General features: G+C 65.9%; 14 protein-coding genes. 7 read left to right on the top strand and 7 right to left on the bottom strand.

Translation table 11 applies throughout. The annotated features are described in order from the left end of the window. Positions 1–142: 142 nt before the first annotated feature. Complete coding sequence (locus tag ACIP21_RS00770; RefSeq protein WP_400682833.1) at positions 143–439, bottom strand: BolA family protein; 297 nt, start codon at positions 437–439, stop codon at positions 143–145. Between the two features lie 10 nt (positions 440–449). After that, positions 450–974: a DUF2059 domain-containing protein gene (locus ACIP21_RS00765; protein ID WP_400682831.1), complete on the bottom strand. Its 525-nt coding sequence runs from the start codon at positions 972–974 to the stop codon at positions 450–452. Positions 975–1,127: 153 nt separating this feature from the next. Between ACIP21_RS00765 and ACIP21_RS00760 the strand changes: the two genes are divergently transcribed. Continuing rightward, on the top strand, positions 1,128–2,522 hold the full coding sequence (locus ACIP21_RS00760) for a class II fumarate hydratase (protein ID WP_400682828.1): 1,395 nt from the start codon (positions 1,128–1,130) through the stop codon (positions 2,520–2,522). Positions 2,523–2,910: 388 nt separating this feature from the next. On the opposite strand, the gene pap is transcribed toward ACIP21_RS00760, so the two are convergent. Further along, complete coding sequence (gene pap / locus ACIP21_RS00755) at positions 2,911–4,404, bottom strand: polyphosphate:AMP phosphotransferase (RefSeq protein ID WP_400682826.1); 1,494 nt, start codon at positions 4,402–4,404, stop codon at positions 2,911–2,913. Between the two features lie 106 nt (positions 4,405–4,510). Between pap and mnmC the strand changes: the two genes are divergently transcribed. The 5 genes from mnmC to ACIP21_RS00730 all read left to right on the top strand — a co-directional run bounded on the left by mnmC (position 4,511) and on the right by ACIP21_RS00730 (position 12,026). Further along, positions 4,511–6,478, top strand: a complete 1,968-nt coding sequence (gene mnmC / locus ACIP21_RS00750; protein ID WP_400682824.1) for a bifunctional tRNA (5-methylaminomethyl-2-thiouridine)(34)-methyltransferase MnmD/FAD-dependent 5-carboxymethylaminomethyl-2-thiouridine(34) oxidoreductase MnmC — start codon at positions 4,511–4,513, stop codon at positions 6,476–6,478. Between the two features lie 232 nt (positions 6,479–6,710). Further along, a complete protein-coding gene (locus ACIP21_RS00745; protein ID WP_400682823.1) occupies positions 6,711–8,498 on the top strand; it encodes an N-acetylglutaminylglutamine amidotransferase in 1,788 nt (595 codons plus the stop codon). Positions 8,499–8,501: 3 nt separating this feature from the next. Next, entirely contained in the window at positions 8,502–10,247 is a 1,746-nt protein-coding gene (gene ngg, locus ACIP21_RS00740; RefSeq protein WP_400682820.1) for an N-acetylglutaminylglutamine synthetase, read from the top strand. A gap of 311 nt (positions 10,248–10,558) precedes the next feature. After that, positions 10,559–11,743: an osmoprotectant NAGGN system M42 family peptidase gene (locus tag ACIP21_RS00735; protein WP_400682818.1), complete on the top strand. Its 1,185-nt coding sequence runs from the start codon at positions 10,559–10,561 to the stop codon at positions 11,741–11,743. A gap of 55 nt (positions 11,744–11,798) precedes the next feature. Next, complete coding sequence (locus ACIP21_RS00730) at positions 11,799–12,026, top strand: YheU family protein (RefSeq protein ID WP_054900489.1); 228 nt, start codon at positions 11,799–11,801, stop codon at positions 12,024–12,026. 161 nt (positions 12,027–12,187) lie between these two features. Here the strand turns inward: ACIP21_RS00730 and csrA are convergent, their stop codons facing one another. Continuing rightward, positions 12,188–12,376, bottom strand: coding sequence for a carbon storage regulator CsrA (gene csrA, locus ACIP21_RS00725; RefSeq protein WP_400682815.1), 189 nt, complete (start codon positions 12,374–12,376; stop codon positions 12,188–12,190). Between the two features lie 123 nt (positions 12,377–12,499). Next, positions 12,500–13,309, bottom strand: a complete 810-nt coding sequence (locus tag ACIP21_RS00720; RefSeq protein ID WP_400682812.1) for an SDR family oxidoreductase — start codon at positions 13,307–13,309, stop codon at positions 12,500–12,502. Between the two features lie 256 nt (positions 13,310–13,565). Between ACIP21_RS00720 and ACIP21_RS00715 the strand changes: the two genes are divergently transcribed. Then, positions 13,566–13,718 carry a DUF3309 family protein gene (locus ACIP21_RS00715; RefSeq protein ID WP_012271016.1) on the top strand — a complete coding sequence of 51 codons (153 nt, stop codon included), beginning with the start codon at positions 13,566–13,568 and terminating at the stop codon, positions 13,716–13,718. Positions 13,719–13,772: 54 nt separating this feature from the next. On the opposite strand, the gene ACIP21_RS00710 is transcribed toward ACIP21_RS00715, so the two are convergent. Beyond that, on the bottom strand, positions 13,773–15,437 hold the full coding sequence (locus tag ACIP21_RS00710; RefSeq protein WP_400682810.1) for a cation acetate symporter: 1,665 nt from the start codon (positions 15,435–15,437) through the stop codon (positions 13,773–13,775). Beyond that, positions 15,434–15,745 (bottom strand): DUF485 domain-containing protein, encoded by a 312-nt coding sequence (locus ACIP21_RS00705; protein ID WP_167067923.1) that lies wholly within the window; start codon positions 15,743–15,745, stop codon positions 15,434–15,436. Before ACIP21_RS00705 ends, ACIP21_RS00710 begins: the two co-directional genes overlap by 4 nt. Positions 15,746–15,912 lie beyond the last annotated feature (167 nt).

The following is a 15,912-nucleotide window of genomic DNA, read 5'->3' as shown; positions in this document are numbered from 1 at the left end:
GGGGGCGCCTTGCGCCCCTTTCGCGACACAAGGCCGCTCCTACAGGGGAATGCGTATCCCTGTAGGAGCGGCCTTGTGTCGCGAAAGGGCCGCAAAGCGGCCCCCGGATTTTGCAGAATTGTACCAGAATGCCGGAAAGGATTCAGTGGCCCCCACCGGCACACACCGGCGAAGCCGGCGCCACGCCGACCTTGGCCCATTCCTCGGCGGTATAGGTGTGGATCGCCAGGGCGTGGATCTCGCCCATCAGCTCACCCATGGTGGCGTAGACCTTCTGGTGGCGCTTGACGCTGTTGAGCCCGGCGAACTGGTCGCTGACGATCACCGCCTTGTAGTGGGTCTCCTGGCCACGGCTGTGCATGTGGCTTTCGTTGTGCACTTCAAGGTGCTGCGCGGCCAGCGCGGCCAGCTGCTGCTCGATGCGTTGCTGCATGCTCATCGGGTGTTTCTCACTTCTTCGCCGGTGCGGCAGCCTTGCCGGCGTTCGGGTCGAGTTCCTTGGTCATGTCGTCGAGCAGCTTGTTGACCACCGGCACGGCCGGTTCCAGGCTGGTCTGGGTCAGCTGGGCCGATTGCTGGGTGACCTTGGGCATTTCACGCAGGACTTTCTTGCCCAGTGGCGATTCGTAGAACTTGACCAGGTCCTTGAGCTCCTGCTCGGTGAAGGTCTGGGTGTACAGGTCGACCATCTTCGGCTTGAGCTTGTTCCAGCCGATGGCGTTGTCCAGCGCGGCATTGGCCTTGGCCTGGTAGCTCTCGAGCACCGGCTGCTTGGCGGCCGGGGCCTTGGTCTGGGCGAAGCGCTGGGCGAACATCTGCTGGACCTGCATGTACACCGGGGTGCCCAGCTTGTCGGCATTGGCCAGGGTCAGGAACTTCTCGGCGGCAGCATTGTGGCTGGCGGTGGCGGCAAGAACCTGGCCACTGGCGCAGGCCAGGGCGACGGCGGCAACGAGGACACGAATACGGGTCATTGCATTTCCTTCAAGGGGGGAGGCGGTACCTCAGAGTAGAGCATTCTGCTCCCGCAACGGGGCAGCGCTCAAGTGGCACGACGAGCGATTGAACCGCCGCATCGCATGAGGGCCTAAACTGCTGATTCTGACTGACAAAGGAGTGAACGCAGCATGAGCCGTATCGAGACAGACAGCCTGGGCCCGGTCGAAGTTCCTGAGGACGCCTACTGGGGCGCCCAGACCCAGCGCTCGCTGATCAACTTTGCCATTGGCAAGGAACGCATGCCGCTCGCGGTGCTGCACGCCCTGGCACTGGTCAAGAAAGCCGCCGCGCGGGTCAACGACCGCAACGGCGACCTGCCCGCCGACATCGCCCGCCTGATCGAACAGGCCGCCGACGAAGTGCTCGATGGCGAGCACGACGCGCAGTTCCCGCTGGTGGTCTGGCAGACCGGCAGCGGCACCCAGAGCAACATGAACGTCAACGAGGTGATCGCCGGGCGCGCCAACGAGCTGGCCGGCAAGGGCCGCGGCGGCAAGACGCCGGTGCACCCCAACGACCACGTCAACCGCTCCCAGAGCTCCAACGACTGCTTCCCCACCGCCATGCACATCGCCGCCGCCCAGGCCGTGACCGGGCAACTGCTGCCGGCCATCGCCGAGCTGTCCGCGGGGCTGGCGGAACTGTCCGCACGCCACCAGCACCTGGTGAAGACCGGTCGCACGCACATGATGGACGCCACGCCGATCACTTTCGGCCAGGAAGTCTCGGCCTTCGTCGCCCAGCTCGATTATGCCCAGCACGCCATCCGCGCCACCCTGCCGGCGGTGTGCGAGCTGGCCCAGGGCGGCACCGCCGTGGGCACCGGGCTAAACGCCCCGCATGGCTTCGCCGAGGCCATCGCTGCCGAACTGGCCGCCCTCTCCGGCCTGCCGTTCGTCACCGCGCCGAACAAGTTCGCCGCCCTCGCCGGCCACGAGCCGCTGACCAGCCTGGCCGGCGCGCTGAAAACCCTGGCGGTGGCGCTGATGAAGATCGCCAACGACCTGCGCCTGCTCGGCTCCGGCCCCCGCGCGGGGCTGGCCGAGGTGCGCCTGCCGGCCAATGAGCCGGGCAGCTCGATCATGCCTGGCAAGGTCAACCCGACCCAATGCGAGGCGCTCTCGATGCTGGCCTGCCAGGTGCTGGGCAACGACGTGGCGATCGGCTTCGCGGCCAGCCAGGGGCACCTGCAGCTGAACGTGTTCAAGCCGGTGATCATCCATAACCTGCTGCAGTCGATCACCCTGCTGGCCGACGGCTGCCGCAACTTCCAGCAGCATTGCGTGGCGGGGATCGAAGCGGATGCCGGGCAGATGGCGGCGCACCTGGAGCGCGGGCTGATGCTGGTGACGGCGCTGAACCCGCACATCGGCTATGACAAGGCGGCGGAGATTGCCAAGAAGGCCTATGCCGAAGGCAAGACCCTGCGCGAGGCGGCGCTGGAGTTGCAGTACCTGACCAATGAGCAGTTCGATCAGTGGGTGAAGCCGGAGAACATGCTGGCGCCGGGGGGCAAGGGCTGAGTGCTCCATAGCCTGTGCCGGCCTCTTCGCGGGTAAACCCGCTCCCACAGGGATCTCACAGAGCCTGAAGCCAGTGCCACCTGTGGATCCCACAGGCCTGTCACAGGGCCTGAAGCCAGTGCCCCCTGGGATCCCACAGGCCTATCACAGGGCCTGAAGCCAGTGCCCCCTGGGATCCCACAGGCCTATCACAGGGCCTGAAGCCAGTGCCACCTGGGATCCCACAGGCCTATCACAGGGCCTGAAGCCAGTGCCCCCCTGGGATCCCACAGGCCTATCACAGGGCCTGAAGCCCGTGCCCCCCTGGGATCCCACAGGCCTATCACAGGGCCTGAGGCCAGCGAGGTCCCTGTGGGAGCGGGTTTACCCGCGAAGAGGCCGGCACAGGCTACTTCTTGTCTTTGCGAAAAGCCGCTTCCAGCGCCTCGTTGATCGTGCGCAATACCTTCACCCGCGCCCAGCGCTTGTCATTGGCCTCGACCAGGGTCCACGGCGCGATCTCGCTGCTGGTGCGGTCGACCATGTCGCCCACCGCCTCGGCATACTGGTCCCACTTGTCGCGGTTGCGCCAGTCGTCCTCGGTGATCTTGTAGCGCTTGAACGGGATCTGCTCGCGCTCCTCGAAACGCTCCAGCTGGGTCTGCTGGTCGATCGACAGCCAGAACTTGACCACCACCACACCGGCATTGACCAACTGCTCCTCGAAATCGTTGATCTCGCCATAGGCGCGCATCCAGTCACCTGGCGTGCAGAAGCCTTCGACCCGCTCCACCAGCACCCGGCCATACCAGGAGCGGTCGAAGATGGTGAACTTGCCGCGCGCCGGAATATGCCGCCAGAACCGCCACAAATAAGGTTGCGCGCGCTCCTCCTCGGTGGGCGCGGCGATCGGCACGATGCGGTACTGGCGCGGGTCCAGCGCCGCCGCCACGCGGCGGATGGCGCCTCCCTTGCCGGCCGCGTCGTTACCCTCGAACACCGCCACCAGCGCATGCCGGCGCATGTGCTTGTGGCGCAGCAGCCCGGCCAGGCGCGCCTGCTCGGTGACCAGCTGCTCCTGGTAGTCGCCCTTGTCCAGGCGCAGGCTCAGGTCCAACGCCCCGAGCAGGCTGCGCTGGTCGATGCTGCGGCCCAGTGGCGCGATGTTGCCCTGGTGCTTGCCCTTGGGGTTGTTGGCCAGCGCCGCCTGCAGGCTTTCCAGGAGGATGCGCCCGACCGCCAGGCTGCGGTAGTGCGGGTCGACGCCCTCGACCACATGCCAGGGCGCGTAGTCGCGGCTGGTACGGCGCAGCACCCGTTCGCCGAAGCGCACGAAGCGGTCGTAGGTCTGCGACTGCTGCCAGTCCAGCGGGCTGATCTTCCAGCTGTGCAGCGGGTCGTCCTTGAGCGACTTGAGGCGTGCCTTCATCTGCTTCTTGGACAGGTGGAACCAGAACTTGATGATCAGTGCGCCTTCGTCGCAGAGCATCTGCTCCAGGCGTTCGGCACCGGTGATGGCCTGGTCGAGCACGGCGTCCTTGATCGTCCCGTGCACCCGCGCCTGGAGCATCTGGCTGTACCAGTTGCCGAACAGCACGCCCATCCGCCCCTTTGGCGGCAACGCCCGCCAATAGCGCCAGGCCGGCGGGCGGGCCAGCTCCTCGTCGGTCTGCTGGTCGAAGGTGAGCACGTCGATCATCCGCGGGTCCATCCACTCGTTCAGCAGCTTGACCGTCTCGCCCTTGCCGGCGCCTTCGATGCCGTTGATCAGCACGATCACCGGGAAGCGCGCCTGCTGCTTGAGTTCGTACTGGGCCTCGAGCAGGGCCTCACGCAGGGCGGGGACCTCGGCGTCGTAGGTGTCCTTGTCGATGCTGTGACCGATTTGCGCGGATTCGAACATGCACTGGCTCCTTCATTGGCTAAGCAAGACTAGCGGATTTGCGTTGTGACTGTGCAAACCCGGCAGATGACATAAAATCCGCCCATCCGCTGCAACCGAGCCAACCATGTCCACCCTCCTCCAGCACGCCCAGATCGACTGGGACGACCAGGGCCGCCCCCACTCGCGGCATTACGACGACGTCTACTTTTCCAGGGAAGAAGGCACCGAGGAAACTCGCTACGTATTCCTCGAGCAGACCCGCCTGCGCCAGCGCTTCAGCGACCTGGCGCCACACGACTGCCTGGTGATCGGCGAAACCGGCTTCGGCACCGGCATGAACTTCTTCTGCGCCTGGCAGCTGTTTGCCGAACTCGCCCATGCCGATGCGCGCCTGCATTTCGTCAGCGTCGAGAAGTTTCCGCTCAGCGGCGAAGACATGGCCCGTGCGGTGCGGCTGTGGCCGGAAATGTCAGCCTTTACCGAGCCCTTCCTGCAGCAGTACGTCGCCGTCCACCCAGGCTTCCAGCAGTTCAGCCTCGACAACGGCCGGGTCACCCTGACCCTGCTGGTTGGCGACGCGCTGGAACAACTCCCGCTGCTCGACGCGCGCATCGACGTGTGGTTCCTCGACGGCTTCGCCCCGGCGAAGAACCCCGACATGTGGACGCCCGAACTGTTTGCGCAACTGGCGCGGCTGGCCCATACCGGGACCACGCTGGGCACGTTCACCACCACCGGCTGGGTACGCCGCAGCCTGATTGACGCCGGCTTTCGGATGAAGAAGATCCCAGGCATCGGCAAGAAATGGGAAGTGATGAGCGGCGAATACATCGGGCTTTCATCACCGCCGTCCGCCGCCCCCTGGTATGCCCGCCCTGCCCCACTCGACGGCCCGCGCCAGGCACTGGTGATCGGCGCCGGCCTGGCCGGCAGTGCCAGCGCCGCGAGCCTGGCCGCGCGGGGTTGGCAGGTGACGGTGCTGGAACGCCACGACGCCCCGGCCCGGGAAGCCTCGGGCAACCCCCAGGGCGTGCTGTACCTCAAGTTGTCGGCCCACGGCACGGCGCTGTCGCAGATGATCCTCAGCGGTTTCGGCTACACCCGGCGCCAGCTCGAACGCCTGCCCAAAGGCCGGGACTGGGATGCCTGCGGCGTGCTGCAACTGGCCTTCGACAGCAAGGAAGGCGAACGTCAGGCCAAGCTCGCCGAAGCCTTCGACAGCAGCTTGCTGACCGCACTGGGTCAAGCTGACGCCGAAGCGATGGCCGGCGTGGCACTGCCGTCAGGCGGCCTGTTCTATCCCGAGGGCGGCTGGGTCCACCCGCCGGCCCTGTGCCGCGCACAGTTGCAGCATCCGAACATCCGGGTACTGCCCCATCAGGAGGTGGTCGAACTGCGCAAGGCCGACGGCCTGTGGCAAGCCTGGAATGGCGAACGGCTGCTGGCCAGCGCACCTGTGGTGGTCCTGGCTGGCGCCGCTGACGTGCGGCGCTTCGATGCGTGCGCACAGTTGCCGCTCAAGCGCATCCGCGGGCAGATCACCCGCCTGCCGGCCACCGCGGCCAGCCGGGCACTGCGCAGCGTGGTCTGCGCAGATGGCTACGTCGCGCCGCCGCGGGAGGATGAGCACACCCTGGGCGCCAGCTTCGATTTCCATAATGACGACCTGACGCCGAGCGTGGCCGAGCACCAGGGCAACCTGGCGCTGCTCGATGAAATCTCCCCGGACCTGGCCGAGCGCCTTGGCACGGCGGGCCTGGATGCCGAGCAATTGCAGGGACGCGCGGCGTTTCGATGCACCAGCCCGGACTACCTGCCCATCGTCGGGCCGCTGGCGGAGCCGGCGGCGTTTGCCGAGGCCTATGCGGTGCTGGGAAAGGATGCGCGACAGGTGCCCGAAGTGGCCTGCCCTTGGCTGGACGGGTTGTACGTGAACAGCGGGCATGGGTCGCGAGGGTTGATTACCGCGCCGTTGAGCGGCGAGCTGATTGCGGCCTGGGTGTGTGGCGAGCCGTTGCCGTTGCCCAGGGCCGTGGCCGAGGCCTGCCACCCGAACCGATTTGCGCTGCGCAAGCTGATTCGCGGTAAGTGAAAGATAGCGCCGGCCTCTTCGCGGGTAAACCCGCTCCCACAGGGATACCACTGCCCTCAGGAGCGGTGATATCCCTGTGGGAGCGGGTTTACCCGCGAAAGGGCCGGCACAGGCAGACACCCTTGCATATAACAGATTGATCTAAAACTCCCACAAACCACACAGGTCAGTTCCTTACAGGGTGCCCTAATCCGGGGCACTCATTCCCCAACGGAAAAACCGGTAAGGACCTATGTGCGGATTAGCAGGAGAGTTGCGTTTCACCCCCATCGATCAAGCCCCTCGCCCAGCCGACCTGGCTGCGGTAGAGCGCATCACCCATCACCTGGCACCCCGCGGCCCCGACGCCTGGGGCTTCCATAGCCAGGGCCCGATCGCCCTCGGCCACCGCCGGCTGAAGATCATGGACCTGTCCGACGGCTCGGCCCAGCCGATGGTCGACAACACCCTCGGCCTGTCCCTGGCCTTCAACGGCGCCATCTACAACTTCCCCGAACTGCGCCAGGAGCTGCAGGACCTGGGCTACAGCTTCTGGTCCGACGGCGACACCGAGGTGCTGCTCAAGGGCTACCACGCCTGGGGTGCGGCCTTGCTGCCCAAGCTCAACGGCATGTTCGCCCTGGCCATCTGGGAGCGCGACAACCAGCGCCTGTTCCTGGCCCGCGACCGTCTCGGCGTGAAGCCGCTGTACCTGTCGCGCAACGGCGAGCGCCTGCGTTTCGCCTCGACCCTGCCGGCGTTGCTCAAGGGCGGTGACATCGACCCGATGATCGACCCGGTGGCGCTCAATCACTACCTCAACTTCCACGCCGTGGTGCCGGCGCCACGCACCTTGCTGGCCAACGTGCAGAAGCTCGAGCCCGGCACCTGGATGCGCGTCGACCGCCATGGCGAAGTCGAACGCCAGACCTGGTGGCAGTTGCACTACGGCCCCAACCCCGACGAGCGCGACCTTGACCTGGAAGGCTGGACCAGCCGCGTGCTCGACGCCACCCGCGATGCCGTGGCGATCCGCCAGCGCGCCGCCGTGGACGTCGGCGTGCTGCTGTCCGGTGGCGTCGATTCCAGCCTGCTGGTCGGCCTGCTGCGCGAAGCCGGCGTGGACGACCTGTCGACCTTCTCCATCGGCTTCGAGGATGCCGGCGGCGAGCGCGGCGACGAGTTCCAGTACTCCGACCTGATCGCCAGGCACTACGGCACCCGCCACCACCAGTTGCGCATCGCCGAGCACGAGATCATCGAACAGCTGCCCGCCGCGTTCCGCGCCATGAGCGAGCCGATGGTCAGCCACGACTGCATCGCCTTCTACCTGCTGTCGCGGGAAGTGGCCAAGCACTGCAAGGGCGTGCAGAGCGGCCAGGGCGCCGACGAGCTGTTCGCCGGCTACCACTGGTACCCGAAAGTGGACGGCGCCGACGATGCCTTCGCCGCCTACCGAGACGCCTTCTTCGACCGCAGCCACGACGAGTACCGCGACACGGTCCAGGCGCCCTGGCTGCTGGAAACCGACGCCGCCGGCGACTTCGTCCGCGAGCACTTCGCCCGCCCCGGCGCGCCGGACGCGGTGGACAAGGCGCTGCGCCTGGACAGCACGGTGATGCTGGTCGACGACCCGGTCAAGCGGGTCGACAACATGACCATGGCCTGGGGCCTGGAGGCGCGCACGCCGTTCCTCGACTACCGCCTGGTCGAGCTGTCGGCGCGTATCCCGGCGCGCTTCAAGCTGCCCGACGGCGGCAAGCAGGTGCTCAAGCAGGCGGCGCGACGGGTGATCCCCCACGAGGTGATCGACCGCAAGAAGGGCTACTTCCCGGTCCCCGGCCTCAAGCACCTGGAAGGCGCCACCCTGGGCTGGGTCCGCGACCTGCTGACCGACCCGAGCCAGGACCGCGGCCTGTTCAACCCGGCCATGCTCGACCGCCTGCTGAGCAACCCGCACGGCCAGCTCACCCCGCTGCGCGGCTCCAAGCTGTGGCAGCTGGCGGCCCTGAACCTGTGGCTCAGCGAACAAGGACTCTGACCGATGAAAGCCCACGAAATCGCCTACGGTCAGCGTCTGCTGCGCGGCCAGGCGCCGTCCTACGAGCGCCTGCAGGCGCGCCTGGCCGGTGACGGCAGCGACCCCCACGACCAGCCGCGTGCCCTGCACTGCGGCTGGGGCCGCCTGCTGATCGGCCACACCTACCCGGACCCGGCCAGCCTGGCCGAAGCCCTGCAACAGGAACGCCCCGGCGAGCGCGACATCGCCCTGTACGTGGCCGCGCCCCAGCAGTTGCTGGCACAGGCGCCGCAGCAACTGTTTCTCGATCCCTCCGACACCCTGCGCCTGTGGTTCACCGACTACCGCCCGGCGCAGCGGGTGTTCCGCGGCTTTCGCGTGCGCCGGGCGCAGAACGACGGCGACTGGCAGGCGATCAATACGCTCTACCAGGCACGCGGCATGCTGCCGGTCGACCCCGCGCGGGTCACCCCGCGCCACCTCGGCGGCCCGGTGTACTGGCTGGCCGAGGACGAAGACAGCGGCGCGGTGATCGGCAGCGTCATGGGCCTGAACCACAGCAAGGCCTTCGACGACCCCGAGCACGGCAGCAGCCTGTGGTGCCTGGCGGTCGACCCGCAGTGCACCCGCCCGGGCGTCGGCGAGGTGCTGGTGCGCCACCTGATCGAGCACTTCATGAGCCGTGGCCTGGCCTACCTCGACCTGTCGGTGCTGCATGACAACCGCCAGGCCAAGCGCCTGTACGGCAAGCTCGGCTTTCGCAACCTGCCGACCTTCGCCGTCAAGCGCCGCAACGGCATCAACCAGCAGCTGTTTCTCGGCCCCGGCCCCGAGGCCGCGCTCAACCCTTACGCCCGGATCATCGTCGACGAAGCCTTGCGCCGTGGCATCGACGTGCAGGTGGACGACGCCGCCGGCGGGCTGTTCACCCTCAGCCTGGGTGGCCGGCGCATCCGCTGCCGGGAGTCGCTGAGCGACCTGACCAGCGCCGTCACCATGACCCTGTGCCAGGACAAGCGCCTGACCCAGCACGCCCTGCAGCAAGCCGGGCTGCAGGTGCCGGCGCAGCAGCTGGCCGGCAATGCCGACGACAACCTGGCCTTTCTCGACGAGCATGGCGCAGTGGTGGTCAAACCGGTGGACGGTGAGCAAGGCCAGGGCGTGGCGGTCGACCTGACCACGATCGAAGAAGTCACCCAGGCGGTGGAAAACGCCCGGCGCTTCGACAGCCGCGTGCTGCTGGAGAGCTTCCACGCCGGCAGCGACCTGCGCATCCTGGTGATCGGCTTCGAAGTGGTGGCGGCTGCGATTCGCCACCCGGCGCAGGTGACCGGCGATGGCAAGCACAGCATCCGCCAGCTGATCGAGGCGCAGAGCCGCCGGCGCCAGGCCGCTACCGGCGGGGAAAGCCGCATCCCGCTGGATGACGAGACCGAGCGCACCCTGCAGGGCGTGGGGTTGAGCTATGACGACGTGCTTCCCGCAGGTCAGCACCTGGCGGTGCGGCGCACGGCCAACCTGCACACCGGCGGCACCCTGGAGGACGTCACCGAACGCCTGCACCCGGTGCTGGCCGATGCTGCGGTGCGGGCGGCGCGGGCACTGGAGATTCCGGTGGTGGGCCTGGATTTCATGGTGCGCGATGCGCAATGCCCGGAGTACGTGATCATCGAGGCCAACGAGCGGGCCGGGCTGGCCAACCATGAACCGCAGCCCACGGCGGAGCGCTTTGTCGACCTGCTGTTCCCCCATAGCCGAGCCTTGGCGTAACACAGTGATGGCCTCTTCGCGGGTAAACCCGCTCCCACAGGTATCACACACAGTTTGAAACCTGCGGTGATCCTGTGGGAGCACAGGTATCACACACAGCTTGAAACCTGCGGTGATCCTGTGAGAGCACAGGTATCACACACAGATTGAAACCTGTGGTGATCCTGTGGGAGCACAGGTATCACACACAGCTTGAAACCTGCGGTGATCCTGTGGGAGCACAGGTATCACACACAGATTGAAACCTGTGGTGATCCTGTGGGAGCGGGTTTACCCGCGAAGGCCCCAGCACACGACTGCAAGGAGTACCCATGACCGAACGACACCCCGAACCCGACCTCGACTACCTCAAGCGCGTGCTCCTGGAGATGCTCGCCATCCCCAGCCCGACCGGTTTCACCGACACCATCGTGCGCTATGTGGCCGAACGCCTGGACGAACTGGGCATCCCCTTCGAACTGACCCGCCGCGGCACCATCCGCGCCACCCTCAAGGGCCGGCAGAGCTCGCCCGACCGCGCCGTCTCGGCCCACCTCGACACCATCGGCGCCAGCGTGCGTCAGTTGCAGGACAACGGCCGCCTGGCCCTGGCCCCGGTCGGCTGCTGGTCGAGCCGCTTCGCCGAGGGCAGCCGGGTCAGCGTGTTCACCGACACCGGCGTGTTCCGCGGCAGCGTGCTGCCGCTGATGGCCAGCGGGCACGCGTTCAACACCGCCATCGACCAGATGCCGATCAGCTGGGATCACGTCGAAGTGCGCCTGGACGCCTACTGCGCCACCCGCGCCGACTGTGAGGCGCTGGGCATTTCCATTGGCGACTTCGTGGCGTTCGACCCGCTGCCGGAGTTCACCGAAAGCGGCCATATCAGCGCCCGACACCTGGACGACAAGGCCGGTGTGGCAGCGCTGCTCGCCGCGCTCAAGGCCGTGGTGGAAAGCGGCCGCCAACCTTTGATCGACTGCCACCCGCTATTCACCATCACCGAAGAGACCGGCTCGGGCGCTGCCGGCGCGCTGCCCTGGGACGTCAGCGAATTCGTCGGCATCGACATCGCCCCGGTGGCGCCTGGCCAGGCTTCCAGCGAGCACGCCGTGAGCGTGGCCATGCAGGACTCTTCCGGGCCGTATGACTACCACCTGTCGCGCCACCTGCTGAAGCTCGCCGGCGACCAGGACCTGCCGGTGCGCCGCGACCTGTTCCGCTACTACTTCAGCGATGCCCACTCGGCGGTGACCGCCGGCCACGACATCCGCACCGCGCTGGTGGCGTTCGGCTGCGATGCCACCCATGGCTACGAACGCACCCATGTCGACAGCCTCGCCGCGCTCAGCCGCCTGCTCTCGGCCTACCTGCTGAGCCCGCCGGTGTTCGCCAGCGACTCGCAGCCGGCCAATGCTTCGCTCGAGCGGTTCAGCCACCAGTTGGAGCACGATGCGCAGATGGAGAGCGACACCCGGGTGCCGGCAGTGGACAGTCTGGTAGGAAACAAGGGCTGACGGGCGAGGAATCGCGTAGCATGCAGGCACTCATGAACACACCGATGCCCTGCCCATGCTGATCCCCTACGAGCAACTGCAAGCCGAGACCTTGACCCGCCTGATCGAGGACTTCGTCACCCGTGACGGCACCGACAACGGCGACGACACGCCGCTGGAAACCCGCGTGTTGCGGGTACGCCAGGCGTTGGCCAAGGGCCAGGCGTTCATTTTGTTCGACCTGGAGAGCCAGCAGTGCCAGCTGCTGGCCAAGCATGATGTGCCCCGCGAGTTGCTCGACTAGGCAGGGCCGGCCTCTTCGCGGGCAAGCCCGCTCCCACAGGTACTGCATCAGCCTCAGGCCTGTGGTGATCCCTGTGGGAGTCACAAGTACTGCATGAGCCTCAGGCCAGTGGTGATCCCTGTGGGAGCGGGCTTGCCCGCGAAGAGGCCGGTACAGGTCGATCAAACGACGTCAGCCCTGCGCGCCTCCCGTTCCTTGATCTTGCGGTAGATCTCGGCCCGGTGCACCGGCACCTCCCGTGGCGCCGTGACGCCAAAGCGCACCTGGTTGTCGCGCATATCCACCACCATGATCCGAATATCGTCACCAATGGTGATGACTTCACCCACTTCACGTCCGATCACCAACATGCTCCAGTCCTCCTGCTGAAAAACCGGAGCCTGCATGGGGATATTCGGCGACACAACACACCGCCTGAAATTCAGAATATCCCTACAAACATCTGTAACTATTCCTACAGATTTCTGCCAAATTCAACGCACTTGAGCCTTGGCGCGCATCTTCACCGCCATCTCGGCCATCTCGTCGTACAGCCGCTCCGGCGCCTGGCGCTTGAGCTGCCAGGCCTGGCGCCCGGCCTCGTGGGGCAGGATCAGGAACGCGCCGCTGGCGACCTGCTGGTGGATGTAATCGGCGATATCCGCAGCACTGATGGGCGAGCCTTGCAGCAGCTTGCCGACCTGGGCCTTCATCGCCGGGTTGGGCCCGCGGAACGAGTCGAGCAGGTTGGTCTGGAAGAACGACGGGCACACGCAGTGCACGGCCACTTCGAGCTGGCGCAGCTCCACCAGCAGGCTTTCCGACAATGCCAGCACACCGGCCTTGGCCACGTTGTAGTTGCTCATGCCCGGGCCCTGCATCAGCGCGGCCATGGAGGCCACGTTGACGATCCGCCCCTTGCTGCGCTCGAGCAGCGGCAGGAAAGCCTTGCAGCCCTTGACCACGCCCATCAGGTTGACCGCGATCTGCCAGTCCCAGTCTTCCAGTGACAGCTCGGCGAAGAAGCCGCCCGAAGCGACGCCGGCATTGTTGACGATCACGTCGATGCCGCCGAACTTCTCTTCGCAGGCCTGGGCCAGCGCGGTGAGCTGGCTGTAGTCGCGCACGTCGCAGCGCTGGGTGAAGCCCTCGCCGCCGACGGCGCGCACCTGCTCCAGGGTGTCGCGCAGGCCCGGCTCGTTGACATCGGCCAGCGCCAGGCGCCAGCCCTCGCGCGCCCAGCGCAGGGCGATCTCGCGGCCGAGGCCGGATCCGGCACCGGTGATCATGATGCGGTTTTGCATGGAGGCAGGCCTTGTGGTGACTGATGTTGGGTCGAGTCTAATCAAGGCTTGGGGGCCTGGCAGGATTCATCAGGATAGTGAATGGGCAGGCATGACTGGGTGGTCAGCGAGTGAGATCCCTGTAGGAGCGGCTTTAGCCGCGAAGAGGCCGGCACAGGCAAACACAAATGGAATCTTTCGCAAGCGGCAAGAGTCCGAATTAGCAAGAGGCCAGCCGTCCGAGGCCCTTGACCCTCAACCACGCAAGGACTCCGTCATGACCACGATTCTCATCATCATCCTGATCCTTCTGCTGATTGGTGGCTTACCGGTCTTCCCGCACTCGCGCAGCTGGGGCTATGGCCCGTCCGGCATCGTCGGCGTGGTACTGGTGATTCTGCTGGTGCTGTTGCTACTTGGGATGATCTAGCGCCATTGCATGAAAAAACCGCGCCGAGGCGCGGTTTTTTCATTGCCAGCAGGGTCAGTGCGACACGGCGCCAGACGCCCCCAGGCCCGTCTGCGAACGCACGAACTGCGGGTAGAACAGCGCACGCTCGTCGTCGGCCGCCTTGGACTTGTCGGTGATCGAGAAGAACCAGATGCTGACGAAGGCGATCGCCATCGAGAACAGCGCCGGGTATTCGTACGGGTAGATCGGCTTCTCGTGGCCGAGGATCTGCACCCAGATGGTCGGGCCGAGGATCATCAGCGTCACCGCGCTGATCAGGCCCAACCAGCCGCCGATCATGGCGCCGCGGGTGGTCAGCTTCTTCCAGTACATCGAGAGCAGCAGCACCGGGAAGTTGCAGCTGGCGGCGATGGAGAACGCAAGGCCCACCATGAAGGCGATGTTCTGCTTCTCGAACAGGATGCCCAGGCCGATCGCCAGCACGCCGAGGGCGACGGTGGTGATCTTCGACACGCGGATCTCGTCCTTGTCGTTGGCCTTGCCCTTGCGCCAGACGCTGGCGTAAAGGTCGTGGGACACTGCCGAGGCACCGGCCAGGGTCAGGCCGGCGACCACCGCCAGGATGGTGGCGAAGGCCACCGCCGAGATGAAGCCGAGGAACACGCTGCCGCCTACCGCATCGGCCAGGTGCACCGCCGCCATGTTGTTGCCGCCCAGCAGGGCGCCGGTGGCGTCCTTGAAGTCCGGGTTGGTGCTGACCAGCAGGATCGCGCCAAAGCCGATGATGAAGGTGAGGATGTAGAAGTAGCCGATGAAGCCGGTGGCGTACAGCACGCTCTTGCGCGCTTCCTTGGCGTCACTGACGGTGAAGAAGCGCATCAGGATGTGCGGCAGGCCAGCGGTGCCGAACATCAGCGCCAGGCCCAGGGAGAATGCCGAGATCGGGTCCTTGACCAGGCCGCCCGGGCTCATGATCGCCTCGCCCTTGGCGTGCACCTTGATCGCCTCGGAGAACAGGGTGTTGAAGTCGAAGCCCACGTGCTTCATCACCATCAGCGCCATGAAGCTGGCACCGGAGAGCAGCAGCACGGCCTTGATGATCTGTACCCAGGTGGTGGCCAGCATGCCGCCGAACAGCACGTACAGGCACATCAGGATACCCACCAGGATCACCGCGACGTGGTAGTCGAGGCCGAACAGCAGCTCGATCAGCTTGCCGGCGCCGACCATCTGCGCGATCAGGTAGAACGCCACCACCACCAGCGAACCGGAAGCCGACAGGGTGCGGATTTCTTTCTGCCCGAGGCGGTAGGAGGCGACGTCGGCGAAGGTGTACTTGCCCAGGTTGCGCAGGCGCTCGGCGATCAGGAAGAGGATGATCGGCCAGCCGACCAGGAAGCCGATCGAATAGATCAGGCCGTCATAGCCAGAGGTGAACACCAGCGCGGAAATGCCCAGGAAGGAGGCGGCCGACATGTAGTCGCCGGCAATCGCCAGGCCATTCTGGAAACCGGTGATCTTGCCACCGGCCGCGTAGTAGTCCGATGCCGACTTGTTGCGCTTGGAGGCCCAGTAGGTGATGCCCAGGGTGAAGGCGACAAAGGCCACGAACATGGCGATGGCCGAGACGTTCAGCGGTTGCTTCTGCACCTCGCCGGTCAGGGCATCGGCAGCCCACACGGCGGGTGCGAAAGCGCCGCAGGCCAGTACGGCCAGGGTTTTGGCGTGGCGGATCATTGTTGCGCCTCCTTGAGGATGGCCTTGTTCAGCTCATCGAATTCGCCGTTGGCGCGGCGCACGTAGATGGCGGTGAGGACAAAGGCCGAAACGATCAGGCCGACGCCCAGGGGAATGCCCCAGGTGATCGACGACCCAGGGCTGAGCTTGGCGCCGAGCACTTGGGGACCGTAGGCAATCAGGAGGATGAAGGCGCAGTAGAGGCCGAGCATGATCGCCGAGAGAATCCAGGCGAAGCGTTCACGTTTGCTGACCAGCTCCTTGAAGCGCGGGCTGTTTTGTATCGAGAGGTAAATGCTGTCGTTCATTGTTTTTGTCCTAGCAGCACAGGTAGGGGATGGTACCCACATCCTTACTTTATGCTGCCGCTGGACGCCAACCAGACGACCTTAGTATTAGATGCAACGGTGTTTTACAGATTGCGTAACAAACCTCAGGGCCATTCGCGGGTAAACCCGCTCCCACAGGGGATCTG

It is taken from the genome of Pseudomonas sp. NPDC089401 (assembly GCF_044749485.1).
Classification (GTDB): domain Bacteria; phylum Pseudomonadota; class Gammaproteobacteria; order Pseudomonadales; family Pseudomonadaceae; genus Aquipseudomonas.
The sequence above is the reverse complement of the archived record's forward strand: the minus strand, read 5'-3'. Positions and strand labels throughout refer to the sequence as shown.

What these genes read in the sequence shown, in the direction of transcription:
- ACIP21_RS00765 (WP_400682831.1), bottom strand. Translation starts at nt 974, where the DNA reads ATGACCCGTATTCGTGTCCTCGTTGCCGCCGTCGCCCTGGCCTGCGCC.
- csrA (WP_400682815.1), bottom strand. Translation starts at nt 12,376, where the DNA reads ATGTTGGTGATCGGACGTGAAGTGGGTGAAGTCATCACCATTGGTGAC.
- ACIP21_RS00745 (WP_400682823.1), top strand. Translation starts at nt 6,711, where the DNA reads ATGTGCGGATTAGCAGGAGAGTTGCGTTTCACCCCCATCGATCAAGCC.
- mnmC (WP_400682824.1), top strand. Translation starts at nt 4,511, where the DNA reads ATGTCCACCCTCCTCCAGCACGCCCAGATCGACTGGGACGACCAGGGC.
- ACIP21_RS00710 (WP_400682810.1), bottom strand. Translation starts at nt 15,437, where the DNA reads ATGATCCGCCACGCCAAAACCCTGGCCGTACTGGCCTGCGGCGCTTTC.
- ACIP21_RS00730 (WP_054900489.1), top strand. Translation starts at nt 11,799, where the DNA reads ATGCTGATCCCCTACGAGCAACTGCAAGCCGAGACCTTGACCCGCCTG.
- ACIP21_RS00770 (WP_400682833.1), bottom strand. Translation starts at nt 439, where the DNA reads ATGAGCATGCAGCAACGCATCGAGCAGCAGCTGGCCGCGCTGGCCGCG.
- ngg (WP_400682820.1), top strand. Translation starts at nt 8,502, where the DNA reads ATGAAAGCCCACGAAATCGCCTACGGTCAGCGTCTGCTGCGCGGCCAG.
- ACIP21_RS00715 (WP_012271016.1), top strand. Translation starts at nt 13,566, where the DNA reads ATGACCACGATTCTCATCATCATCCTGATCCTTCTGCTGATTGGTGGC.
- ACIP21_RS00705 (WP_167067923.1), bottom strand. Translation starts at nt 15,745, where the DNA reads ATGAACGACAGCATTTACCTCTCGATACAAAACAGCCCGCGCTTCAAG.
- ACIP21_RS00735 (WP_400682818.1), top strand. Translation starts at nt 10,559, where the DNA reads ATGACCGAACGACACCCCGAACCCGACCTCGACTACCTCAAGCGCGTG.
- ACIP21_RS00760 (WP_400682828.1), top strand. Translation starts at nt 1,128, where the DNA reads ATGAGCCGTATCGAGACAGACAGCCTGGGCCCGGTCGAAGTTCCTGAG.
- ACIP21_RS00720 (WP_400682812.1), bottom strand. Translation starts at nt 13,309, where the DNA reads ATGCAAAACCGCATCATGATCACCGGTGCCGGATCCGGCCTCGGCCGC.
- pap (WP_400682826.1), bottom strand. Translation starts at nt 4,404, where the DNA reads ATGTTCGAATCCGCGCAAATCGGTCACAGCATCGACAAGGACACCTAC.